Origin of the sequence: Daejeonella sp. H1SJ63, from assembly GCF_029360775.1 — a bacterium.
Classification (GTDB): domain Bacteria; phylum Bacteroidota; class Bacteroidia; order Sphingobacteriales; family Sphingobacteriaceae; genus Daejeonella.
Genome location: NZ_JARKMZ010000007.1, coordinates 254,132 through 280,386, shown reverse-complemented (window position 1 = coordinate 280,386; position 26,255 = coordinate 254,132). Strand labels below are relative to the sequence as shown.

Sequence of the window (26,255 nt, the reverse complement as noted above, 5' to 3'; positions counted from 1 at the left end):
ATGATGCGGAAAAAGGCCTTATTGACGATTCTCTTAGCTGTCCTGCTGATCCAGGGAATAAGTTATGCACAGACGCTGCCGGTAGGTATGCCGGTGCTGGAAGATTCCTATCGCAGGGAGCAATTGCTGGGCAACAGGGATTCACTCATTTCCTTTACGATCAGGCCTCTTTTTGCCGGAGATCAATTGAAATCAGGAATGGATACTCTTTCAGCAGAAAATAGCCTTTTAAAGTTTAAGAGCCGTTTAAGCTGGTCGGGGGATAAGGCATATTTTCAGTTATTGCCATTAAGTCTGCAGCAGCAGTATAATTCTCTGCTTCCTTATGACTGGAATGACGGAGCCCTGATTCCTGCAAAGGGAAATCAGACTCAATTGAGTTTCGGAGCCTTCTTCAAATATGGTCCATTGAGTGTTCAATTGAAACCGGAGTATGTCTATGCAGAGAATTTAGAATATGAGGGCTTCCCGTCTGAGCAGTATGATGTAGTTTGGGCAAAGTATTACCAGAATTATTTTAATGTATCGGATATCACGGAACGTTACGGAGAAGATCCTTATTCAAAATTATTCTGGGGACAGAGCAGCGTACGTTTAACTTTTGATCCGGTTTCTGTTGGTATTTCCAATGAAAATCTTTGGTGGGGTCCGGGGAGAAGGAGTTCACTGCTGATGAGTAACAATGCACCGGGTTTTAAGCATCTTACCCTGAATACCAGCCGGCCCGTTCAAACTCCGATCGGTTCATTTGAAGCACAGCTGATTGCAGGTCGTCTGGAAAATTCCGGGATATTAGCTCCGCAGGAAAACAGGGTGTATAACGGTCAATCGCTTTATATCCCCAAAAGAGATGACTGGCGCTTTCTTTCAGGATTTGTATTCACTTATAATCCTAAAGGGGTTCGGGGATTGTTTATCGGGGCAAGCCAGGTATCGCAGATGTATCATCAGGATGCGGGAAAGAGAATCTCGGATTTCCTTCCGGTACTGCTTCCTTTTGAAAGCATAGAGGCTGCATCCATCAGGGACCGGTATTCCAGCCTGTTCTTTCGCTGGGTATTGCAGGAAGCGAATGCAGAGGTCTACGGAGAATACGGACATCAGGGTAAGCAATTTCTCAGTTCTTTTCTAAAAGAACCCGACAGGTCGGCGGCTTATTTACTTGGCATCAGGAAAATTACACCTCTGAATAAGCGTCCGGGAGAATATATACAAACTTCATTGGAATTTACGGAATTGCAGCAGGCCTATATTCCGGAAAAGGGAGGCTGGTATACCAGTTCAGTAATCAGGCAGGGCTATACTCATATGGGGCAGGTATTGGGAGCGGGTATTGGTCCGGGAAGTAATCTGCAGTCGCTTGACATCAGTTGGTTTAAAGGCCTGAAAAGAATAGGACTTCAGTTTGAGCGCTATCTGCATAATAATGATTTCTATTATCAGATGTACAACGATCCACCGGATTACCGAAAAAAGTATGTGGATATGAGTGCTGCCCTTTCAGCCGACTGGGATTATAAGAATCTGGTATTTAGTGTAAAGGGGGCTATGATACGGTCACTCAATTATCAGTATGTACTCTATGGTCGTACTCCTGAATACTTTCATACCGGTTGGGACAGGCTGAATTATCAGGTGAAGTTTGGGCTGATGTATAGGTTTTGAGGAATTAAGAATTAAGAATTTTTGTATGTCCCTGATAGGGTTTGCCAATTTAATCAGGACTAAGAAACAAACCTCCACATTTCGTTAATGCACTGTGTCATCCTGAGGAGCCAATGATTTTTTGATTTTACGGCGATATTGAAGGCGATGAAGGATCTTATCAGGAGGAAGGTAGAAATTATCAATAAAGCAATTTGTTTTAAACAGTGCGAAGGTCCCTCTTCGTTCCTCATCAGGGATGACAAAATTGTGGTCTAAATTATGGTATATGAGGTCTTGGGGATGTCACGATGATAAGTTAGTATTAAAGAGAACGGGGTCGTGGCTTTCGCCACGATGACAATCGGTATTTTGAGAGAGGGGAGATTCCGGCGGAGGCCGGAATCTCCTCATTCCCTAAACATTTCGCTGTCATGGCGGGCTTGACCCGCCACCTTAATGCATAGTCAAAATTTGTTTCTATCAAATATTCACAGTGCAAGGCCAGCGAAGCACGTCATTCCTGCCTGCCGGCAGACAGGTCGAACGAGCGGGTAGGATTGTATATTGAGAAGTTTAATTGCTGCTAAGAGAAATCTGCTGATGCAGGGTCTGGCCTTTTTCATGAGATTGCTTCGTCGTGCCTCTACAGCAATGACAGGCAATAGTGTATTGCGGTTGTTATTGGTCATTGCTGACAAAAAGAATGGTACAATTTTTCGGTGGTAAGGGATAAAACCAGTTTCTGTTTAATTCCTGCTTTCAGTTCTTCTCCAATACGCGAGTGCCGAAACCAGTATCAGTATCTCACAAACAATTGTAGCCATAGCAGCTCCTTTTGCACCATACTCAGGGATAAGAAAGAAATTCATGACTACATTCATCATCATCATGATCAGATTCAGGTATACCAGAAATACAATCTTATTTTTGGCCACCAGGCTATTACTGATCGGTCCATAAATGAAAACAATGGCCAGATACCAAACCAATACCTTAAATACGGGTATTGAGAAGTCGTATTTATTCCCAAAAAAGAATTCGAACAGGATGTCTGCACCTAAATAGAGTGAGGTGCTTAGTACTACTCCGATCCCTCCAAGATAATAAAGCGCCAGATTCTGGATATTTCTGAATTTATCCCTCTCTTCTGAATGTCTGGCAAGCTTTGGAAAAACAGCAGTCATAAATGCACCTGAAATAAACATAAAGGGATAGATAAATCTTGTTGCCCCGGAATAATAAGCTACCTCCACGCTTCCGATCATTTTCTCAAGCATGATAATATCTATTTTGTTGTATACCACATTGGCAGCCATCAGGATGGTAAATAAGAACCCATGCCTGATAAAGCCGATACTGTCAGCAATAGCCGGCTTAAAGTTTAACATGTGCTTAAACTCCTGTTGTCCTTTGGTATAGAGGAAAAGAATGAACAGCACGATACCGTTAATAAAACCAAGGTAGATAAAGTAGGAGAATGGGGCCTTCAGATAAATCCCAAGCAGAATAAACAGGATTCTTAGGATACTTAAAACTACATCCTTAATAAAAATCAGGTCTTTTCTGCCTGCTGCAATCAGAACGGCTAGCATCGGTGCGAAGTACGCACTGATTACTACACTCAGGCCAAATATGGAGAGATAATAAAAGTCCTGTACTGAGTTTGTGGGATAGCTGATACAGAGGATCAGAGCGAGCATCAACCCACTGATCAGTAGCTGTGCTGATTGTGCTTTTGCATATATTTTTTCAACAGACCCGGGATTTTGGCTGCTCTCTTTGATGATATGCTGGGTAAATCCTCCATCAGAGAAAAAGGCAAAAATGGAGATAACCTCAATGATATAGGTATATTTTCCGTACTCTTCTACCGGTAAAAAGCGCATCAGAAAGATCAGTCCGATAAAGCCAAGGGTCTGAACAATGATACTTCCGCTTAAATATATTGCTGAGTCTTTAAGCAATTGTTTACGCATCTTTCTTCAGTTTATCAGACAGTTTTTTAATAATACTTGGCCAGGTGAAATTGATTCTTGAGAATCTGCGGGTATCTTCAAATCGTTCAGCAGTCAGGAAGTCGTCTGCTATACTTTCCCCGATTGCTGCAGCAAACTCCCTGGGGTAAGATTTTACTATCCTGCCATATTGCCCATTATTTGTAATTTGATTTACACTTGAAACCAGACTGCTGATGATGTAATTCCCAAAATAGAGCGCTTCAGGGAAGGTGATCGGAAAACCTTCAAACCGTGATGTTAAACAGAATATTTTCGCCCTGTTATACCATTCAAAAAGCTCTTTACGGTCGGTGATATTACCGGTAAAGATGATGCGCTGTACTAAATGCGGATTAGTCTTAAAATACCCGTCCACATAGCCCTGAAAGGATTCTTCAACAGGACCCAGAATATATACCTTCCAGTCTTTCAATTCAACATCTTTTAAGGCTTCCAATAATAATTCGGTATTTTTTTGAAAGGTTCCTATTCTGCCAACTGTGATGATGATATTCTCTTTTTCTTCCCAGGATTTTAATTTTATTGCTTTATCCATATAGAGATTATCTACCCCGTTGGGTATGTAAATTAGTTTTTGTTCCAGTCGGGGATATACTTCCAGGAGATAGGATCTGGCTTCTTCAGTTTCAACGGAGAAAATATCTGTTAGTTTGAAGATCCATTTTGTGATACCTTTCAGAAGGTAGTTTTTCAAAGAATATTTAGAATATAGGAAAGCATTATAATCCTTGAAGAAAAGGATGTCCATATCCAGCTTGATATAAGCTTTTCCTTTCGGATTAAGTGTTTTATAAATAAGCAGATAAAGTAAATGATCTTTTTTGAAGTGGAACAGATTTAAGACATCGATGGACTTTGAATTGGACCATAAATAGGATAAGATTCCGGATTCAAAATAAAGAAAGCGACCCTTGTCAGGGATGAATGAAAGCTTTAATCCCTTTACTTCATGGTTCAGGTAGGGATATTCTTTATTATTCTTATAAGTGATCAGTCCGGCATCATACCCTTCTGTTTTGTACATGAAATACGGCAGCTGACCAACATCCTTAACCAGGTGGAAATTTTCTGTATCTGTGAATATGGTAACAAAGGTGGGTTTTTGTTTCATGCAGGTGTTGACAGCAGCTTGTTATTTGATACCTGTCCGTTAGCTGGATTTAAAGGGAAACTGAAATCTGTATTTTCTTTTAAAATTAGTGATTTAAAGGGAGCTTCAAAAAGAAGTGCTTTTAATTATTTGAATAGAGTTATAGAATATCTCAATTAGAAGGTTTGTTTTCTGACTAATTAAGAGTTTGTCATCCCGAAGGCTGGCCTTCAGCAGCAGAGGGAACTTCCTTGTTTAAGAACAGATATCGATTCAGAATACGAAGATCTTTCTCTTTGTTCAGGATGACATCAAACTTGCAGCTTAAATAAAAATCACATCAAAGGTAGTGTCATCCCGAATGCTGTCCTTCAACAGCAGAGGGAACTTCCTTGTTTAAGAACAGATATCGATTCAGAATACGAAGATCTTTCTCTTTGTTCAGGATGACATCAAACTTGCAGCTTAAATAAAAATCAAATCAAGAGTTTGTCATCCCGAATGCTGTCCTTCAACAGCAGAGGGAACTTCATTGTTTGAGAATAGATATCACTTCAGAGCACGAAGATCCTTCACTCTGTTCAGGATGACAGAAAATATACTGCTTAAATAAAAATCAAATCATATTAAGATAAGTGTCATCCCGAATGCTGTCCTTCTACAACAGAGGGAACTTCCTTATTAAAAGATAGGTATCCTTGCAAAAAATTGCAGATTCTACAATTTGTTCAGGACGGCAGTCCGAAAAGTGTAATTATAAGGCTAATCAGGGTAATACCTTTTTCTCAATTATAGCTACCACAAAAACGAATCTCCAATTTTTACTAACCATATTGAATAATTTTATTTTATGTGGAATTATGAGTATTATGTTTATATAACTACTAATCCTGACAAAACAGTACTGTATATCGGGGTAACAAATGATATTGAAAGAAGACTTTCTGAGCATTATGAAAACAAAGGGAAAAAGGCCTCTTTTGCCGGGCGATATTTTTGTTATAATCTCATCTGGTTTGAATGTTTCTCTGATATTAACGAAGCAATCATGAGGGAAAAAGAAATTAAAGGTTGGAGAAGATCTAAGAAGGAAATCTTGATTGTCAGAACGAACCCAAACTGGCATACAATAATATTCAAATGAATGTAGTGTCATCCCGAATGCTGTCCTTCAACAGCAGAGGGAACTTCATTGTTTGAGAAAAGATATCGATTCAGAATACGAAGATCCTTCTCTTTGTTCAGGATGACATCAAATTTGCAGCTTAAATTAAAATCAAATCAAGAGTTTGTCATCCCGAATGCTGTCCTTCAACAGCAGAGGGAACTTCCTTGTTTAAGAACAGATATCGATTCAGAATACGAAGATCCTTCTCTTTGTTCAGGATGACATCAAACTTGCAGCTTAAATAAAAATCACATCAAAGGTAGTGTCATCCCGAATGCTGCCCTTCAGCAGCAGAGGGAACTTCCTTGTTTAAGAAAAGATATCGATTCAGAATACGAAGATCCTTCTCTTTGTTCAGGATGACATCAAACTTGCAGCTTAAATAAAAATCACATCAAAGGTAGTGTCATCCCTCTGCTGCCCTTTAGCAGCAGAGGGAACTTCCTTGTTTAAGAACAGATATCGATTCAAAATACGAAGATCCTTCTCTTTGTTCAGGATGACATCAAACTTGCAGCTTAAATAAAAATCACATCAAAGGTAGTGTCATCCCGAATGCTGCCCTTTAGCAGCAGAGGGAACTTCCTTGTTTAAGAACAGATATCGATTCAAAATACGAAGATCCTTCACTCTGTTCAGCCTGGTCTACCGGCAGGCAGGGATGACAACTCCGGCTGGTAGCATTTCAGTAACAACTATGACAAGAGGAGTCGGGAACAGCAATCTATATTTAATTTCTTAATTTAGTTGGGTTAATGTCAACGGCTGTATGCCGGCTCCAGCACCTTAATATTTCAGAAGAATGATTAAAACTGAACAGAGAATCTCTGAATATCCTTCAATATCTGTTGCCATGGCCACATACAATGGTGAAAAGTATTTGGAAGAGCAGTTAGATTCAATTCTCTCTCAAACGCTGAAGCCTGTTGAAATTATTGTTTGTGATGATCAATCTACTGACGGAACCATAGAAATTCTTGAAAGGTACTGTCGTGGTGGGCTGCTCAGTTATTATGTAAATGAAAACAGGCTGGGTTTTATCGGGAATTTTAAGAAGGCAGTTTCACTTTGTGCTCCGGCAAATTATATCGCACTTTCAGATCAGGACGATGTATGGCTTCCATCAAAATTAGAGTTGGCCGCCGAATATCTGCAAAAGATAGATGATGCGGAACATCCTGTAATGGTGTATTCAGATCTTATTCTGGTTGATCAGGATAAAAATATCATTAACAACTCTTTCCGCGACGAACTGGGTCAGGGTGGATATCATTATTGTCTGGGAACGCTGTTTTTTGGTTGCTTTGTCAATGGCTGTACCATGCTGATGAATCCTGCTATGAGGACTTATTTTTCAACTATACCTGAAAATGGTACATTGAATCACGATACCTGGATGTCGATGATAGCGTATACTTTTGGCAAGGCAGAAATAGTACCCGACCCTCAGATCTATTACCGGAGTCACAGAAATAATGCAACCGACGTCGGTGATTTCAAGAGGAAAGGAAGGTTTACGCGACTATTTTCTGAGATTGTCCATTCCTTTAAGAAGAATGATCTTTTTGAAGATCAGATTAGTTTTGCTTCTGAGTTCTATCAAGTCTTTCAGGATAAACTAAGCAAGGAACAAGATGAACTTTTTAAACGCTTTTTGAAACTAAAAGGGAAATCTTATCTGGAAAAGAAAATTGCACTAAGGATGTTTTTTAGAGGGAAGTGGAAGTAAGAATTAGCAAATGAGTATGATTTATCAATGAGACGATTTGTCTATTTGTCGATGGGAGAAGAATGAGCAAATGGGATTTCAACTTAAATGGTATAGTCAAAATCTTGGGTATTTATTTCTCACTCTCAATTCTCAACCATTGTTGTCCGGTTAAAATTAAACTTTTAGTCAAATGTGCTGGCTATAAATTAAAACGAGACTTTTATTAACGTTTTTAAAAGCATGCCCTCCTGCTTTATCAATATTATAGGATAAGCAAAATGAGGTTCCAGCTTTCGCTGGAATGACATGCATTTTTTTAGTATTGGGGAGATCCTGACTTTCGTCAGGATCGTAGTGCCTGAAAAAGCCCCTGCATTAAAAATAGAAAAGTGATACCAATCAGATTCCGGCGAAGGCCGGAATCTCCCTATTCCACCCCATGGGCTGTCATTCCAGCGAAAGCTGGAACCTCCTAAATCTTTAGGAAATTCCAGCTTTCCACGGACGCTGGTAATTCTCCACTCTCCATTCTCAACTATTCTCCACTTTTTTCCTGCTAAGAAGCAAATAAAGTGCTCCTGCAATTCCAGAAATCAATCCGCCATAAATTATAGAAATGAGATATCCTGTTCTGTTCTTTTTGAGGGGTAATTCCGGTTCATCAACAATCTGAAATGTCGGGGTTTCCTGAAGCAGCATGGTTCGGCTGATTTCGAGATTCTTTACAATCTCTGCATAAATGGTTTGCAGTACTGCTTTATCCCTTTGCTTTAGTTCTATGCCCACATTGGCAGTTGGATATGCAGGATTAATGTCAAGGATGATGTTATTAGCCTCAGATGCGGTATATGTTTTTTTGTTAAGAAGTAATCCGATACTATCTGCTCTTGCCTGAAGCCTGTTTACATTATTCCGCTGTCTTTTGGTCTTGGTATCTATATAGAATCTGCTTGCCTGTTCAATAAGTCTGTTAGTAAAAATTTGTGCCAGTGCTTCATTATGCATGGTCACAGTGGCTTCAAAAAAGCTTAGTTTTTTATCAGGCTTGCCTACGGCCAGCTCTTTATCGCTGATCCGTTTAATTATCACCTGCAGCAAACTATCCTGAAGACGGGTATAATTTTCCGACCCGACCGGGAAATGAACCGGCTTTCCGTTATTATATTTTTTACCCCATTTTTCACTTAGTTTGGCAGTTCTTGCATACTCATCAGCTATAGTTACACTACCTGAATCACCGAATGGACTTAGAAGGGTATTTTTAATCATTTTATGACTGCGCAATAATTGCTGAACATTATCGCCTGAAAGAACTCCCCCGGTTCCTGATATACCTCCCAGATCAAATCCAAGCTGTCCTGCAAGTCCTGAAAGCAGTGAACCTCCTCCTGATTTGGATTCTTCGACCACGAAACTTAGTCTTGAGGTATAGGTTATTGGCTTAAACCATGCATAGGTAATTCCCAGTAAAGCACCGATAATTCCAAAAACAAACAGATTTAGTTTCCTGCTCCATAAATACAATACATTGTCCCATTGCTCTCCAATCACTTTTTTGAATGAGAATTCAGGTTCGTAAGGATAGTTGTCCTGCTTCATATTATTTGTTTAATATAGCTATCAAACCGATGAGTGCAGTGACTGCAGAAGTTATCCCCGAAATTTCGGCAAATCCTAATCTGAATTTGTTATTAGGATTTTTGTTCGGAACAATGATTGTGCTTCCCGGTTTTACCGAAGGATAGTTCCTGAAAACCAGGAAATTACGAACCGGTTTATTCAATCCGTTCGGGTATTTGATATAAGCACCTTTAATTCGGGCTTCTTCATTAATTCCACCGGCTGAATTGATATAGTAATTGAATCTGCGACCCTGATAGCTGATATACTGAGGATTATTGACAGCTCCCGATACCTGTACGAATGAGATTATTCTTGGGATATAAATACTGTCACCCGGAAGCAGGATCATGCTTTTACGTGTAGCCGGATCGATGGTACTTTGAGCAAGATCGAGATCGACCCGGATTTTATTCCTGTAAATCTGTGCACTTTCCAATGAACCATAAGGACTCAGTCCTCCCGCTCTTTGAATAAAATCGAGGGCAGTTTCATCTCTTTTCTGAACGGCATATTCGCCCGGAAATAATACTTCTCCCTGTATACTGATATTTCCTAAAGGTCTGAAATTAACAAGCCTTGGAACATTGATGTAATCGAGTGCCTGAAGTTCAATATCATTAGCATTCTGACTGCCTTGTTCCATATTAACCGTAAAGGTTTCTACCAGCTGATTAGCTACGCTGTCTGAGGTATTTTTAATGATCCTTGAAATTTCAATATTATGCCCTGCCGCCTGTTCATTCAGACCACCCGAAATCGCGAGCACATCAGAGAGCTTCAAGCCTTTTCTGTAAAGAATGGTACCCGGATTTTTAACATTTCCATTAATAGTAACGTATTGATCTGTAATGAATTCAGAGCGGTTCTGAATCATAATAGAATCTTCCTTTAACAAAGGGATATCTGATTTTCCTGCCATAATGGCTTTAGGATCAAATGAGATAAATTCCTTCTCCAGGTTGGGAAGTGTCCGTTTGATATATGCCCGGTCCAGATAAGCTTCCGGTTTTAAGCCGTCTGCTTTCTTTAAGAGCTGCGCAAGACTTAATCCTGCACTGAGTTCATATACTCCCGACCTGTTTACTGCTCCCTCAAGAATTACGCGATTGGCATATCTGTTTTGTATGGAACCGATTTCAACCTTATCACCATTACGCGGAACAAAATCGCTGAACAGGCTTTCGGGAACATCTTTTACTTCCCGTTCGAGTTCATTAATCTGATCTATTTTAGCAATGCTCCGGTAAGCAATGTCTGTATAGCCTCCTGCATATCTGATCAGGTCATCTACTTGTTCATTTGACTTTAATTCATATATCGCAGGTCTTTTAACCTCCCCGCTAATAGAAACCCGTTTTTGATAAACAGGAAAATTAATCACATCCTGGTCTTCTAACCTGATATTTCCGTCCATCATGCCTTTTTGAAGGAAGGTGTAAAAATCGACTGTTTTGTAAACTTTATTATTACGGATAAGTTCGATATTACGAAGTGAACCATTCAGTGAGGGTCCCCCGGAATGATATAAGGCATTGAAAAGTGTGGAAAGCGATGACAGGGTATATGTGCCCGGAGTTTTTACTTCTCCAACCAGGGTGATCTTTACTGTCCGGGTATTTCCAAGGTTAATATTAACCTGACTTTTGCCTGTATTTATTGCAGGATAAACTTTTGCCATCTTAGCTCTGATCAGGCTGGTGGCCTGTTCGATGGTGAAGCCGCTTACATAAACTATTCCGGCATAAGGTATTTGCAGATTACCTTCTGTGCTAATCTTTGAGCGGACACTGCTTTCATTAAGTCCGGTTAACAGGATGATCAGTTCATCGCCGGGGCCTAAAACATAACCTTTCGGGGTAGCTACATTGAAATCAGGATCAAATCTGATATTAGGCTGATTAAAAAAATCAGTACCGTAAATTCCAAGTTCAGAGGATCCGGCGGGTTTTGCAGCTAAAATAGCCACAGGTTTATTGATGATATTAACAGTATCCCGGCTAAAATCAATATCGTCTTTTTTAGCAATCTCTGCGATTTTGGTTCCGCCTCTGTTCAAACCGAGCAGGCCAATTCTTTGCTTGAAGAGATTTACTTCAATCGGATCCATTCCTCTTTGCTCCAGAAGCTTGTATGCTTCCTGCTCAGGAATACCCAGATCCTGAATTTTTTTCCAGGCCTCAGATATCTGGGCATCAGTAAGTAAACTTACTTTTACAGTTTGAAGTTTATCAAGAGATAAACTTCCCTGTGCATTAGCCTGCTGAAAAGAGAAAAGCAGTCCGATACAAAGTATATATAGAAAGAATTTAATACGCATGAATATCGTTTTATGAACTGTAAATATAAATATTAAAAATAATAAGCATTCCTGTTTAAATCTTGCTGTCTGATAACGGTAAACACAAAAATGTTCAATCCTGATTGTTAAAAGCCATATGATATTCCAAATCTGAATTCATTTGATACAGCATTAGGTTGTAAGGCCGGGCGAATGATGCCCCCCTGTTTATAATAAGAGGCTTTAATATTAAGATTATTGATTAATTCATATTCGGCTTGAATCAGTAATTGTTTCTGGATTTCGATTCCTGAACTAAGAAATCCCGGCTGAGGTTCAGCATAATACTGGTCTTCCAGTTTCCCCTCTTCCCCTTTTCGTATATAATCCAAACGGATTTTTGTAGACAAACGGGGGATTGGGTTATATTTTAACCAGGCAGTGAGTCGGTCTGCATTCTGGCCTATCCAGTCTCCCATCAAATAATTCTGACTTGTATAGGTCTGTGCCGGAATGAGGTTTTGATAGACAAATGGATTGATCCGGGTATATTCCATACCCATCGTTAAATATGGAATCAGGAGATCGGTAATGGAAGCGCCGAAGTTAAAACCAATCTGATTTCTGCTTTTTAGTTTGTTGAGCGCTTCCGACATTCTGATCTCATCGATAAAGAGAGTAGTATAAAGATGAGTGCCCCGGATATGATTCCTGGAGCTGGCCTGAAAAAAGAACTGTCCGTTTGAACCTGAGTTTATTTTGTATCTGCTTGAGCTCTGATCGTAAGCCTTGAAATACATCACAGGAATCAGATAGCCCACAGTTAGTTTATCGCTGTAAATGATTGATTCACCAATACTCAATGCCAGTCCTTTTAGAGGGAAGAAATTGAGACTATGGGTTGCCATAAACTTCGATACATACAATTCCCTTTCAGTTCCATAGATCTGATTTCCCTTGGGATAAGTTCTGGCGGAGTCAAGTATTGTCGAATGCAACCAGTTGTGAGCATAATGGAATTTAAGCCATTTCAGGGGTTGGTAATCCAGACGGATAAAAGGATAAGAAGGAGCCTTATCTGACATGACCAGCCTTCCATTTTCACCGTATCCCCATTGAAGCTGATCAGATCCGAAACTTAAAGAGCCTTTCCCTAATTCATAAGTAGCGCTTCCGCGAAAGTTGGTATAGTTCAGACTTTTTCGATTAATGTCAGCATTTTTTGTCTTAACAATACCCGTCTCATTTGAAAACTGTTTGAGGGTATCAATTCCATTTCCGATTTCGGTTATTTCCGAAAAATAAGCCTGGAAAGACAAATTTTTATTAATATGACCCCAGAATTGAAGTCCGCTGCTATTTTTGAGTATACTTTTCCCCTGTCCTATAGTGGTTTCCATCCCGCTTACAGGGTCTCCCCTCAAAACAAAACCATCCTTATCAACTGTTAAAAATCTCCATCTGCCATGCTGATCTTTTTTTAAGAAAATTGAAGTATCAGTTACGGACTGATTAAATTCAGCATATTCCTTTAAATAGAAGGTTAATTCCTGTTTTTCAATCTCAGTCAGCTTATGTGAAAGGTCTTTAAGAGCAGATAGCTGGTAAGCGATTTCCTTTCTGCTCAGGGGAAGAATGAAGTCTGCAATTTCTATATTGCCCTTTTGTGCCTGCCTGGATAAAAAGCTATTAACCGGAAGCTTAGGGTTTTCCCATACTATCTGGGCTTGTATATCGGTAATACCAATCCCGGTGAGGGTAAATAAAGTGAACAGGATAAGAAATATATAATTCTTTTTGTCAGTAAGCATTCTGGTCTCCTTTTATTGTAAGAATAATTGTCTGTAATACAATCTGACAATCCATCCAAAATGTCCAGCTGTGTATATAGTAAAGATCATAATTTACCCTGCGTTGCATCGAGCCCGGTGCTGAGGTTTCACCACGACTTCCATTCACCTGAGCATACCCGGTAATTCCGGGTTTGACCAGATGTCTGAGCATATAACGATCCACATTTTGTATGGAAGAGATATTAAGGGGTGTGACATGTGGCCTTGGCCCGACTACCGACATATTTCCCAGCAGGACATTCCAGAATTGCGGAAGTTCGTCAATATTCCAGGTTCTTAAAAATTTACCAAGTGGGGTTACTCTGCTATCATTTTTTGTAGCCTGAAGAAATCCGCCGTTTTCATCTGTTTCAGGGCTACCGTTATACATGGTTCTGAATTTATAACAGATAATTTTCCGGTTGTTTAATCCCCAGCGTTCCTGCTTGAAAAATACCGGTCCTTTAGATGTTAATTTAATCAGAAGGGCAATGATGGGCATAAACCACCATCCGATAAGTAGAAAGAACAGAATAGAAAAACACAGGTCGAAACCTCTTTTGAGTATTTTATTTGCCCATCGGTCCTGTGGCAGGGACCGATAATTAATCACCGGCAGCAGTCCGATGGTGTTGATAGTGATATTACTTGCCGCATACAGATACAAATCGGGAATCATTCTGACTCTTTTTGCATGAAAGTCGCAGGCTTCAATACAGGCACTGATTTGTTCATGTTGAGAATTGGGCAGGGCAATGATTACTTCATCGACCGTAGATTCTGCCAGAATTTTACTGAGGTCTTTGATGGTACCCAGATATGGACAGCCATTCAGTTTTTTATTCTCATCGTCAAGGAATCCGATACATTTATATCCGTAATAGGTATGAAGATTAATGGTATCATAAAAATCTTTAGCGGCAGGAGTTGAACCAACAAGAATAATTTCTTCCTGAAATCTGCCGCTGTAAAAGATGCTGTGCAGGTACTTTCTGATAATATATTTGAAGGAGAGTACAAGGATAAACAGTATTCCCAGATAAATGAGCAAAAAGTAATTACTCAGATGTATGCTTTCCCTGAAAAAAAAGAGAAAGGATGTTAACATGATCGCAAAAAGGATCAGGGTGATGAAAACGTAGATAATTTCTTCGGCAAATTTATTGGATCTCAGGTCTCTGGATAAGCCCGAAACCTGGGCTGCACTGTACCACGAAATAATTGAAAGCAGCAGAAAAATGTAAACAAATGAATGCTGACCTGAAAAAAAATATTCTCCGCTAAAATAATCTGCAACCCATAAAGACAGGAAGAGCAGGGGGGTATCAACTAAAAATCTGAATCCTTTATATAAAAAATAAGGTCTCGTCATGGAGAATTATTTTTCCCGTTTATTGCTAAATACTATTCATTGCAGATTGGTAAGCAGCCGTTACACAATCCCAGTTATACTTGTTGGTAAGCCCTTTGCCGACCTCTTTTTTTAATCTTTGAACTATTTTTTCATCATTTTCAAGCTGCTGCATTGCATGGATGACAGACGCCGGATCTTCTTCAAAGAACAGGCCAAATTCACCATCGTTCAACATTTCACGATTGAAGCATGTATCTAAGGCAAGTATAGCACAATTATTAGACATGGCTTTAAGCATTGCAGGATTTGTTCCTCCAAATTTATGACCGTGAATATAGCTAAAGCTGTATTGATATAAGGACATTAGTTCATCACTGTTTGTGACATAACCCGTAAATTGAACTCTTCCTTCAGCCATTTTTTTCAGATCAGATGCATATTGATCACTATAGGGGACATCACCAACAATAACCAGTTTCTTTTTTGAATCAGCCTGCAGATAAGCTTTAACAATCAGGTCTGCATTGTTATCAGGAATCAGGCGTCCCACGATCAGATAATATTCTTCAGGGATAAGATTAAAACGGGATAAAAACGAAGGCTCGGCTTTTTTATACGCCGGTGCACCATAGGCAATGACTGTTGAATCTTTTTTGAATTCCTTAAGATAGACCTCACGCATTGCATCGGCATCCGTAATAATCAGATCGTAGAGCCTGCAGGCAATTTTAGCAGCAAAGCGAAAATATGCTGCACCGACGCCCTTCCATTTAGGTCTTAACCATTCCAATCCGTCAACATTGATCATAGTCTTTTTGCCGGTCAGCTTTGGTATCCAGCCCATTGGTCCGGCAGCAAGATTAACCACCAGAATTACATTAACTGAACTGAAGGTGGCATGTAAAATTGAGAGGAATGAATGGACAATCTGATTCAGGGATTTAGTCTGTATCGTCGGGATATAATGGAGATGAATTCCGTTTACTAATGGAGGTCTTTCCCTGAAAAGGTTCCTTTGACAATAAATATGTACTTCAACCCCATTCTTTACCAGCCTTTCACTGAGTTCTTTGGCAAAAGTTTCAAAACCACCATAAACATAGGGGTAACCCCTGGTACCAATTATGGCTAATTTCATTCAGTTGATCAGGTATAATACACTAACAATTTATCAGAATGCTCCAAACAAATACCGTTTGGATAATTCATGAATTTTTAATGGAATGTGCCGAAACATGACTGTGTAAAGGTATTTAATTAATTCTAAATTTTGAATTTTATATATGATTCTATGGGGTGAAATTTGTCGGGGAAGGGAATTAGCAAATTAGCAAATGAGGGTGTGATTCAATCGGCGTTTTGAGTATATGGTTGGATTAGGAGGTGATGTGATGATTTGTCTATTTGTCAATGTATGAGAATGAGCAAATTAGCAGGATTTGGCCCAGTGTGAGAGCCTATGCGCCCAATGTCTCCCGCCGGCGGGAGAATCAAAGAGGGGGGGCTTCAAATGCTCTTTCTCATACTCAACACAAACAAATAAACTTCCACATTTCGTTGATGCACTGTGTCATCCTGAGGAGCCTGACGATTTTCTAAATTTACCACGATATTGAAGGCGACGAAGGATCTTCTAAGGAGGAAAGTAGAAATTATCAATAAAGCAATTTGTTTTAAACAGGGCGAAGGGTCCTTTCCGTATCGTCATTCCTGCCTACCGCAGGCAGGTCGAACGAGCGAATGAAATTCTTCAGTTAAAAAATTATCTGTAGCGAGGAGAAATCTGTTGATGCGGGGTGTGGCTTTAGTGCTGAGATTTCTCTTCATTCTTCCTTACCCATGACATGTTATAATTACGGTGATGTTACCACCAGGTTTAGTTCTAATGCTAAGCGGTTCAATTGCCTTTGTTTTTGATTAAGACATCTCCCAGGTTTGCCATCAAATTCTTTCTATCTATCCAAATTCTAACATCAATACCAAAGGGAAACGAATTTTGAATATGCGGGGAGGTGGCGGATCAAGTCCGCCATGACAATGAATTGCTATGGGAATAAGTAGATTCCGGCTCGGAGGCCGGAATCTACTTAATATTTAGATACTGATTGTCCTCGTGGCGGATGCCATGACCTCATTCTCAAAAACCGGCAAGTGAGAGCCGTACTGCAGCGATAAATAAAGCGATGTCATTTTCTCCTTCAGAATTTCTTAAATTTTATTACTCGAAATGACGGTATTAGTACAAGATGTCAATATGGGAAAGAAATTAACCAATTAGTAGCCTTAAATCTAATTACTAAATACTAATTACTAAACACTCCCCTGTAAAGCTCTAAAATATTCTCCTGATGAAGTTCAAGGCTGAAGTGTTTTTCAATTCTTTCTTTGGATCTTGTTCCAAACAACCTGAGTTTTGAGGGCTCGTCAAGAAAGAGTTTGATCTTATTTGCAAGATCTGCCGCATTCTGGTTTTCGAAAAGATAACCATTCCATCCATCAGCAATTTGCTCGGTAGTTCCTCCTGCATTCGAACCGATCACCGGCAATCCTATACTCATGGCTTCCATGATTACACCTCCAAATGGCTCAGGCTCACCGGATGGCAGTACAAAAACGTCGAAGAATTGATAATAGGGTAGCGGGTCATTCAGATGGCCAAGAAAATGTATCTGATCTTCCAGCTTATACTTGTTAATCAGGGAGTCGATTACTGTTTTCTGATCTTCATATCCCGGCACATAATCGCCGATGATTATGGCATGTATTTTTTTTTCTGTTTTCCTGGATAGAATTCCGATAGCCTCAATCAAATACTCCTGCCCCTTTCTGATCAATCTGATTCTTGAAGTACAGCCTAAAATCAAATCTGCACCACTGAGTTTTTGTGTTAAATCTGCACTTAGTATTGGTTTTGTTTTAATATCCGGAATCTCAAAGCCATTATAAATCGCTTTAACTTTTTTGCTGTCACCAAACTGAGAGGCCATCGTCTGCGACACACAGATGATGCGATCTGAAAAAGCTTTGATATAAGCTGAATAGATAGGCCAGAATTTTCTGAAATCTCCGAACCACTCCCTGATATGCCATAGATGCTTTTTCCCTTTAATTTTTGCAGCTAAGGCGGGTGCCGGGACTACTCCGGAGTTGGTATGAATGAGTTCTATATTGTATTTACTGATGATATGACAAATTCTGTAAAGATTTTTCAGAAAGCGAAGCAGGGTTGACGGGAGGTATTGCAGTTTAAATGATTTCCTGGTGAAAATATAAAGATCCTCATAGATCAGAATCCGTTCGGTTGGGATACTGCTGATCAAAGCATTGTACAATTCTCCTTTTTCAGGCAGAAGTACATATACGGTGTAATGCCGGTCCAGAATTCTGACCAGTTTGCTGAGTGAGCGACTTGCCCCATACATATCACCACTATGCCCGACAATCAGGATATTTTTGTTCATTTATCGAAACCAAATTTTGTTTCATGCTGCCTGTACCATTCCAGAAAGCAGAATACATTCCATAATAAACGTTTGTTGGCTCCCGGCTTTTCTTTCTGGTTGTCCTCCCATAAGGTCCGGATTTTTGCTAAGTTCAGGTATGGGTTTGACTTCAGGTTCTCTTCCGAAAACAAAAAACCTGAAAGTTCTGAAAGTCCTGAATTTATCCAGTTCATTTTCGGAGTTTCAAAGCCTTGCTTTGATCTGTTTGCAATGGTTTCAGCCAGATGCGGGGGGAGTTTTTTTCTTAAAAGATCCCTCAGGTAATTTTTAGACTGAAAAGGCTTTTTGCCGAAGTGTCCGGATGATCCCAGGACTGTTTCTACTAGTTCATGATCAAGGTAGGGTGTGCGTGCTTCCACGCTGCAGGCCATCATCATACGGTCTGTTTTAACCAATAAATCATCAGGCAGCCAGGTGAGCAGGTCGAGCATCAGGCTGGATTCGAGTTTACCCGCGTTTTGCCTGAATTGCTGTAAATAGTTGTGAAATAAATTTTCGTAGGAGTCGTCGGACTTACTGTTTGAATTTAAGTATCCTCTGCTCAGATCGGGATTCAGGATGGAGGTCCATCGTGAAGTTCCTGTATCTTTTTTGAAGGTATTGATACTTCTTAATTTGTTTTTGACCTTATCAAACCTCTGAATACCGAGTCCTGAGAGGCTATTAAAAAGGAACCCTGCAGCTTCAAATGGTAATTTTCCGAGACCGTAAAAGTATTTTTCAAGACTGTAGTGAGAATAACCATGAAAGAGTTCATCGGCACCTTCGCCTGAAAGTACTACCTTAACATGCTGACCGATCGATTTAGAGATCAGATAGGTTGGAATGATTGCAGAATCGCCTAAAGGCTGATCTCCATGATAAATCGATCTGGAAAAATTTTCTGCAGAAAGATCTTCCAGCCTGAGACTGATCAGATCCAGATCCATGGAATTTGCTACCTGTTTCGCATAAGATGATTCATCCAGCGAGCTTTCAGCGAATCCAACATTAAATGCCTTTACCTTTTTTCCTGCAAGCTCATGCATATAACAGGCCAGCAGTGAGGAGTCTATTCCTCCGCTCAGTAATAAGCCGATATCTACATTGGCAACAAGCCGGTAGCGGATACTTTTCTGAAGCAATTCATCAATTTCCTCTATCGCAGGGATGTCTTTCCTTTTGCCAATCTTATCGAAGATATTCCAATAGGTTTGATTCTCAGATTTATTGCTGTTCAGGTTATACTTCCAGAGCTCTGCGGGCTTTAGCTGCCTTATACTTTTGTAAATGGTTTGCGGCCCGGGAATATACTGAAGTGACAAATAATTCAGTAAACTACTCTGATTTATTTCGAGCGGAATATGCTTAAATGCATGAAAGAATTTGATCTCAGAAGAAAAAATAAGTTCGTTTTCATCTTCATAAATGAACAGGGGCTTTTTGCCCAGCCTGTCTCTTGCAAAGATTAGTTCCCCCTGTTTCCGATCATAGATCACCAGAGCGAACATTCCTCTGAGATAATTGGGGAATGCAGTACCGTATTGTTTGTATGCAGAAATGATAACTTCAGTATCAGAGTCGGTCCGGAACTGATGTCCCATTTTTTTTAAGTCTGCGCGTAATTCCTGATAATTGTAGATCTCACCATTAAAAATAATTACATAATTGCCGCAGTCGGAATGAAAAGGCTGATTCCCATCTTCTGAAAGATCTATAATTGAAAGGCGGCGGTGACCGAATATCACTCTTTCGTCGGACCAAAAACCTTTATTATCCGGTCCGCGATATTCCATGTGGTTCAGAGCCTCATTGACAGATGCCGAAAACCGGGATCCAAAGTCTGAGGTATTCTTTTTTGATATGACACCAATGATCCCGCACATAATCAGAAATTATCGGGTTTGGTTTTCAATCTAAAATATTGGAGCTGGGTCATTGTTTATTTTCTGCTCTTTATCACTTTCGCCGGCACTCCGCCTACAATACTAAAAGGAGGAATGTCTTTAGTAACCACACTACCGGCAGCAATAACAGATCCCCGCCCTATGGTCACTCCGGCAAGTATAATGGTATTGGCTGCAATCCAGCAATCATCCTCTATTTTAACAAATTCCCTTTTTACCCCCTGCTCTTTAATGGTTAAATCAGGATGGTCAAATAAATGGTTTTCGGCGTAAATGCTTACTCTTGGCGACATCATTACATTGTCTCCGATTTCGATATAACCCGAGCAGCCGATGTATGAATACGGTCCGATGCTGGAATTGTTCCCAATTTTAAGCCCTTCACCTATGGCTGAGCCATAAATATTGGTAGGTCTGATAATCGCATGTTTCCCGATTGTTACCCGATCTCCTGCAATTATTCCTCTGTAAGTCATGCAGTTAACTTCTGCATAGTCTTCTACAATAAAATCCCTCCCCACACTCAGATGGCGGGCGTACCTGATGGAAGCGCCTTTACCAACCAAAACCCATCCGTTTGATTTTTTAAAGAATAAACGTTGAAACATTCCACGGATATAGAAAAAGAAAAGTCTGTAAAAAGTAGAAACGATGTCAGCTGTTTGCCATTCAGGAGGGAACCGGTTAACAATAAATTTAAACCGTTGAAGCAATCCAGTTTCTGACTTCATAAATTAGGACTAAACAATTAAAAAATTGAAATCTCTGAACAAGATATTCAAAATTACCGGTACAAATTTAAGAATGTATCCGAATTAGATATAGAGAAGCAGAAATTATAAATAGGAGTTGGGGGTACTCAAACTCGAATAACTTAATTCGTGCTCAATCATGCTTTCAATGATTGTGTTTAGTCCTAATTTTGCTTTCCAGTTGAGTTCTCTGTTTGCTTTTTCGGGATCAGCCCTGCCGATCTGAAGATCAGTAGGTCTTCTGAGCACTTCATCAATCACCACATGCTCTTCCCAGTTGAGGTCAAGTGCATTGAAAGTAATATTGATAAATTCCTTTAGAGTATGACTTTTGCCGGTAGCAATGATATAATCTTTAGGTTGTTCCTGCTGCATCATAAGCCACATGGCTTCTACGTAATCAGGTGCCCAGCCCCAGTCGCGTTCAATATTGATATTTCCCAGGCTTAATCTCTGTGCTTTATTGCGGTGAATTTTACAAGCTGTGGATATGATCTTTTTTGTCACAAAGTGATCGGGTCTCAGCGGAGATTCATGATTAAACAGAATTCCGGTACAGGCAAAAAGATTATAAGCTTCGCGATAATTATCGATCTGCCAGAATGCAGTTGCTTTTGCTATTGCATAAGGGCTTCTGGGATGAAATATGGTGTTTTCTGTAGCAGGAATATTGCTGTCTCCAAAGCATTCACTGGATCCGGCATTATATAATTTGATAGGCAGATTGCTGAAACGGATTGCTTCCAGCAGATTCAGGTTGCCGGTACTGATACTTTCGTGAGTTTCGTGTGGCTGTTCAAAGGAAAGACGTACTGAACTTTGTCCGGCAAGATTATAGATTTCATCAGGCTTAATCTTATTGATACATTCCAGTGTATTACCAAAATCAGTGATGTTGATAGACATTAAGGAGATATCATCCTTAATTCCCAGCTTTTTTAAATTGATGAAAGAAGATGTTTGAGCATCCCGGGAAGCCCCGAATACATAATAACCTTTTTCTAAAAGATATTTAGCGAGGTATGAACCATCCTGTCCAGAAACCCCGCAGATTAAAGCTTTCTTCACTTATTTAGTTTAATAGCTGATATTCTACCTGAATACGCTGAAAATGATAAATAGTTTACGAAAATGCTAATTTTTATTGACAGCGGCTTTAAATGTTTTGATTAATTCTTCAGCATTTTTTTCCCAGGAGAATAATTTTAGCCGTTCAGTGCCTTTTCTGATCAGTTCAGACCTTAATTCATCATTTTCAATCAGCTCTTTCATTTTCTGACTGATGTCTTCTACTTTGAAGGGGTCAAAACAAAGGACAGCATCTCCTCCAACTTCCGGAAGGCAGGTATTATCAGCAATAATTACCGGTAACTGATGATGAAAAGCTTCTAAAACAGGAAGTCCGAAACCTTCGTTAATGGAAGGAAATGCATACATCCAGGCATGTTTATAAAAATATGCCAGATCGTTATCGCTTGCATATCCGGGTGTGATTACATACTCTCTGAGATCAAGTCTGCTGATTGTTTCCTGTATTGCCGAACTATCGTCCATATCCATTTTCGGGCTTGGCTGTCCGACTAAAACCAGTGAATAATCTGTATGCCCTGCAAGCCTGAGCAATTTAAAAGCTTCAATCAGGCGGACTAAATTTTTTCTTTTCTCCTGGGTTCCTACATGTAAAATAAATTTTGAGGTAGGGATCTTAAAAGCAGGGCTGTATCCCGGTTCAGATTCAGCTACAGCCATCTTTTTGGGGGCAAGATGGATTGATTTAATCTTTGAACGATCAATTCCCGTAAAATGAGAGATTCTGTTCCGGGTATATTCAGTAATGGTAATAATTACCGGTGATTTTTTCGCGGCATTTACTCCAATCCACTTGAATAATTTGAGCCATTGCGAATTGTAATGACCGGGATATTCATAGAAAAAGGTGTCGTAAAATACCGGAATAGCCTTGAAACCCGGAGTAAAATAAGGGACAAAATAGTCTGTACAAAAAAGAATATCACATTTATTAAGTCTGGCTCTTACCGGAAGTATCAGCTGTTTCCAAATGAAAAAGCGAATATGTTCAATCAGTTTGAATGCTTTATACCGTCCTGTATATACCGGGATGGAAGTGTCAAAATAAACGAACTCACAATCGTATTGATTACTCTTAAACTGGTTATATATTTCTTCAAGATAAGTTCTGGAACCCGTCTTTGCAATTCTGAGATCACGAATATCAAGTCCTACTCTTATTTTTTGTGACATAGAAGGGTATCAATCATAGATGCTGCAAAAATAGATTAATTATCAGAATTCGGATAAAGTAGTGACTGGTTAAATCTGGAAAGAGTAAAAAATCTTTATTTAGGCGTTTAAGTCAGGGATATTATTAATGTCTATGCGTTTTGTTTGCCCTCTTAGGAAGGGGGGTACATTTGATTTGTGCATTGGCAGGGGGAGGTAATCACCCTGTAAATCTTACCGTACCTTAATCCCGTTTTTGCATCATTGAAGAAAGGATAATCACCCCCTAACCCCCGCCGGTGGGGGACATGCACATCGTACAAGAGAAATTTATTTCATCATTTACGCAAACGTTCTTATGCATCATGCCTGTCCCCCCTCCCGAGGGGGGTGCGTATGGTTTGTGCACGGGAAGGGGGAGGATACAATAAATAAACATTTATTTTAACCCTTTTGGGTCAACTTCCAGAGATCGGCCTTCCTGGATTTGGCAGGGAAAGGACCTGGGCCGGCGGCATGAGCGAAAAATTTACAATACGATTAAATCATTTGTATTTAACCTGATAACGATAAATTCGGACTCTGTGCTATCAGTTTATATCAGAAAATTTAGCATCCTCAGGGCTATGACCCGCTATCATCCGTACAAAAATACCGGACAGAAACCAGCTTAAATAAGAGATGTAAACTGACGATTCAAGTTCTGAAGTTAAAAGCGGAATAATAAAACCAATCTTCATTAATAACAAACTTAAACATACTTGTCTTTCTTTCCCCTGCAGATAAGGGAACCATTTCCAGCATGTTTTAATGAAATAGATATGCATCCAGAGGTAAAGCAGCAAGGTAATTATTCCGGTTTGTACGCCAATGACGATATATTGATTCTCTCCACCCACCGTATCGCTTAAACTGGATGCAACTCTGCCCGATTCACCTAGACCTAATCCAAAAGGATTGGCGGCAATCGCCTCAATTCCTTCAATCCAGGCAAGCACATGTCCTACACTCGAGGGGTTTGTAAATGTGATGGTTTCATATATAAACTCGTATAAATCAGGATTTATCACGAGCATAAAAAATATAAAATAAATTGCCACAGCTGCAAAGCCGGCATATATAATATTGAGTATCTGTTTTTTCTTTGTGATCAGCGCATAAATAAATATCATGATGAAATAACTGGCAAGCGATGATCTGGACAATGCGAAAAAAATGGCAAACTGTGTCGCAATGATAGCGATGATGCCCAGGGTATCTACTTTAACTCTGTTGTTATCGGTTGTATACAGACCAGCAAGTATTGCAAGGGCTAAAAGAGTAGAGGCTGCAAATTCAAGAGGGTTCGCAAAAAAACTGGCAAATCGCCTGAGGCCTGTTGAGGTTTCAAAGGTCCATGACAGACCGTAATTTCCTGTTGCTTCCTGGTTGAAATAATAGAAGTTAAAATCAGCATATCCTGTTAGCGTTTGAAAATGCTGGTCGATGAAAATTTCAAATAGCAGTATTCCGGCAGCTGCAATAAAAACTGCAAGTATATAATGAAAATACTTGCTGACATACAAACGGGCAGGGTCAATAATTCGGCCGGCAAAATAAATGAATGGGAAGAAACTATAACTTTTGAATGCAATAAGTTTGGCACTCAAACCATATTGACCAATCGGTAAAAAAACATAAAGCAGGGTATAGAAAAAATAGGCAAGAACTACATAATCTATGGATTGAAATCTGATGCGACTGTTCAGTTCCCATATACCAATCCCAAGGCTGATTAAAATTAATAATTCCTTAAGTGGTTGCATAAAAGGCACCAGACTCGAAAATCCGGATTGAAGAGCTATGGAAAGACTTGTAGTATAAATAGGAAGTCCAATGATCAGAAATATCAGAACGCCCTGTGTGTTTTTCCTTATCAGGTTCTTAATCGCAATAAAAAAGGCAGAGAAATAAATGAGAGGGAATATGAACATTCTTACCTTAAATTATTGTGAACAGACGAGATCTGAATGAAAATTTCGTAAAAATATAGGAATTATTCATTCAGCAGTAAATTATATGATGCTTTTATTTGAATGCGCCGGGTTGGAGTTTTCAGATCTCGGCTATATGATGCTTTTCAAATAGAATTTTATGCGTTTTACTTGTCCCCCTCCTGAGGGGGGCGCGTTTGATTTGCGCATTGGCAGGAGGAGGATACAAGACATAAACATTTATTTTAACCAGGCGACTTGATAGAATAATCACCTATTTTTGTTGACATAATGATTAATAAAAACATAATAATTGCTGCACTTGCAAGAAATTGTGAAGATTCTTTAAGGATTAATATTCCTTTGATTGAGAAACTCAGAACCCAATTCTCATGGTCTCAGGTAGTAGTAGTAGAAAATGACAGTATTGATGAAACCAAGAATTTATTAAATGACTGGAAGATAAATTATAACAATGTTACCATAATATCTAAGGATTATGGAACTAAAACGATTCCTGATAAAAGTGATTTGATAAAAAATCCAATGACCAGCTATCAGCGGATTGAGAAAATGGTTTTTTACAGAAATCTTTACCTGGATTATATTAGGGAAGTTAAACACCCGATTGACCTGGTTATTATTATAGATATTGACGTAATAAAAATCTCTTTAACAGGATTAATTCATGTAATAAATTCATTTGATGAGCATACCGGAGCTATTTTTTCAAATGGTATGAGTGTCATGCAAACACCTTTTGGTTCATCAGAAATTTATTATGACACATTTGCTGTGTGGGAATATCCCTTATTGAATGAATTCAGCTATTCAACTGAGTCTTTGAATAAGACATTTAAATCAATAAATAAGAATATTAAAAAATCACCGCTGTATGGAGTTATTTCTGCTTTTGGCGGTGTTGGTGTTTACAATTATCATGCAATCAAGGATCTGCGTTACAAAACTGTTTTAAACCCTTTAAGTCAGCAGGAAGCTGTTTGTGAACACATTCCTTTCAATCAGGAAATTATTAAGAAGGGATTCAATAACTATATCGCCAGAGATTTTCAGGTTGTTTATGAAAAACATAACTGGACGCTGATATTAAAGCTGATATTACCAGCGAAAATATTTAATTTTTTATATCCTGTTATTCTTAAAATGAAAAAATGATTC

Annotated in this window: 17 protein-coding genes; 4 read left to right on the top strand and 13 right to left on the bottom strand. The window is 39.3% G+C overall.

Annotation, left to right across the window (positions count from 1 at the left end; all coding sequences use genetic code 11):
* Positions 1–1,665 carry a capsule assembly Wzi family protein gene (locus P2W72_RS03645; RefSeq protein WP_276359534.1) on the top strand — a complete coding sequence of 555 codons (1,665 nt, stop codon included), beginning with the start codon at positions 1–3 and terminating at the stop codon, positions 1,663–1,665.
* Positions 1,666–2,393: 728 nt separating this feature from the next.
* Here P2W72_RS03645 and P2W72_RS03640 read toward each other — a convergent pair.
* Both P2W72_RS03640 and P2W72_RS03635 read right to left on the bottom strand, forming a co-directional pair.
* Positions 2,394–3,623 (bottom strand): flippase, encoded by a 1,230-nt coding sequence (locus P2W72_RS03640; protein WP_276359533.1) that lies wholly within the window; start codon positions 3,621–3,623, stop codon positions 2,394–2,396.
* Positions 3,616–4,776 carry a glycosyltransferase family 4 protein gene (locus tag P2W72_RS03635; protein ID WP_276359532.1) on the bottom strand — a complete coding sequence of 387 codons (1,161 nt, stop codon included), beginning with the start codon at positions 4,774–4,776 and terminating at the stop codon, positions 3,616–3,618. Before P2W72_RS03635 ends, P2W72_RS03640 begins: the two co-directional genes overlap by 8 nt.
* An 829-nt stretch (positions 4,777–5,605) precedes the next feature.
* On the opposite strand from P2W72_RS03635, the gene P2W72_RS03630 reads away from it, so the two are divergent.
* Both P2W72_RS03630 and P2W72_RS03625 read left to right on the top strand, forming a co-directional pair.
* Positions 5,606–5,899, top strand: coding sequence for a GIY-YIG nuclease family protein (locus tag P2W72_RS03630; RefSeq protein ID WP_276359531.1), 294 nt, complete (start codon positions 5,606–5,608; stop codon positions 5,897–5,899).
* Between the two features lie 826 nt (positions 5,900–6,725).
* Positions 6,726–7,652 (top strand): glycosyltransferase family 2 protein, encoded by a 927-nt coding sequence (locus P2W72_RS03625; protein WP_276359530.1) that lies wholly within the window; start codon positions 6,726–6,728, stop codon positions 7,650–7,652.
* A 513-nt stretch (positions 7,653–8,165) separates the two neighbouring features.
* On the opposite strand, the gene P2W72_RS03620 is transcribed toward P2W72_RS03625, so the two are convergent.
* The 11 genes from P2W72_RS03620 to P2W72_RS03570 form a co-directional block, all read right to left on the bottom strand.
* Positions 8,166–9,233 carry a hypothetical protein gene (locus tag P2W72_RS03620; protein WP_276359529.1) on the bottom strand — a complete coding sequence of 356 codons (1,068 nt, stop codon included), beginning with the start codon at positions 9,231–9,233 and terminating at the stop codon, positions 8,166–8,168.
* Between the two features lies 1 nt (position 9,234).
* Positions 9,235–11,574: an SLBB domain-containing protein gene (locus P2W72_RS03615; protein WP_276359528.1), complete on the bottom strand. Its 2,340-nt coding sequence runs from the start codon at positions 11,572–11,574 to the stop codon at positions 9,235–9,237.
* A gap of 107 nt (positions 11,575–11,681) precedes the next feature.
* The gene (locus tag P2W72_RS03610) at positions 11,682–13,346 is read right to left on the bottom strand and encodes a capsule assembly Wzi family protein (RefSeq protein WP_276359527.1); all 1,665 of its coding nucleotides are present in this window, start codon (positions 13,344–13,346) and stop codon (positions 11,682–11,684) included.
* A complete protein-coding gene (locus tag P2W72_RS03605) occupies positions 13,336–14,739 on the bottom strand; it encodes an undecaprenyl-phosphate glucose phosphotransferase (protein WP_276359525.1) in 1,404 nt (467 codons plus the stop codon). The genes P2W72_RS03610 and P2W72_RS03605 overlap by 11 nt, the downstream gene beginning before the upstream one ends.
* Positions 14,740–14,764: 25 nt before the next feature.
* The gene (locus P2W72_RS03600; protein ID WP_276359524.1) at positions 14,765–15,859 is read right to left on the bottom strand and encodes a DUF1972 domain-containing protein; all 1,095 of its coding nucleotides are present in this window, start codon (positions 15,857–15,859) and stop codon (positions 14,765–14,767) included.
* A 1,165-nt stretch (positions 15,860–17,024) separates the two neighbouring features.
* Positions 17,025–18,182, bottom strand: a complete 1,158-nt coding sequence (locus tag P2W72_RS03595; protein ID WP_276359523.1) for a glycosyltransferase family 4 protein — start codon at positions 18,180–18,182, stop codon at positions 17,025–17,027.
* Positions 18,179–20,089 carry an asparagine synthase (glutamine-hydrolyzing) gene (asnB, locus tag P2W72_RS03590; RefSeq protein WP_276359522.1) on the bottom strand — a complete coding sequence of 637 codons (1,911 nt, stop codon included), beginning with the start codon at positions 20,087–20,089 and terminating at the stop codon, positions 18,179–18,181. The genes P2W72_RS03595 and asnB overlap by 4 nt, the downstream gene beginning before the upstream one ends.
* A 56-nt stretch (positions 20,090–20,145) precedes the next feature.
* The gene (locus tag P2W72_RS03585) at positions 20,146–20,841 is read right to left on the bottom strand and encodes an acyltransferase (protein ID WP_276359521.1); all 696 of its coding nucleotides are present in this window, start codon (positions 20,839–20,841) and stop codon (positions 20,146–20,148) included.
* Positions 20,842–20,946: 105 nt separating this feature from the next.
* Positions 20,947–21,930, bottom strand: coding sequence for a GDP-mannose 4,6-dehydratase (locus P2W72_RS03580; protein WP_276359520.1), 984 nt, complete (start codon positions 21,928–21,930; stop codon positions 20,947–20,949).
* A 66-nt stretch (positions 21,931–21,996) separates the two neighbouring features.
* On the bottom strand, positions 21,997–23,124 hold the full coding sequence (locus P2W72_RS03575) for a glycosyltransferase family 1 protein (protein WP_276359519.1): 1,128 nt from the start codon (positions 23,122–23,124) through the stop codon (positions 21,997–21,999).
* Positions 23,125–23,693: 569 nt separating this feature from the next.
* Positions 23,694–25,076, bottom strand: a complete 1,383-nt coding sequence (locus P2W72_RS03570; protein ID WP_276359518.1) for an O-antigen ligase family protein — start codon at positions 25,074–25,076, stop codon at positions 23,694–23,696.
* 291 nt (positions 25,077–25,367) lie between these two features.
* Between P2W72_RS03570 and P2W72_RS03565 the strand changes: the two genes are divergently transcribed.
* Positions 25,368–26,252 carry a hypothetical protein gene (locus P2W72_RS03565; RefSeq protein WP_276359517.1) on the top strand — a complete coding sequence of 295 codons (885 nt, stop codon included), beginning with the start codon at positions 25,368–25,370 and terminating at the stop codon, positions 26,250–26,252.
* The last annotated feature ends 3 nt before the right edge of the window (positions 26,253–26,255 follow it).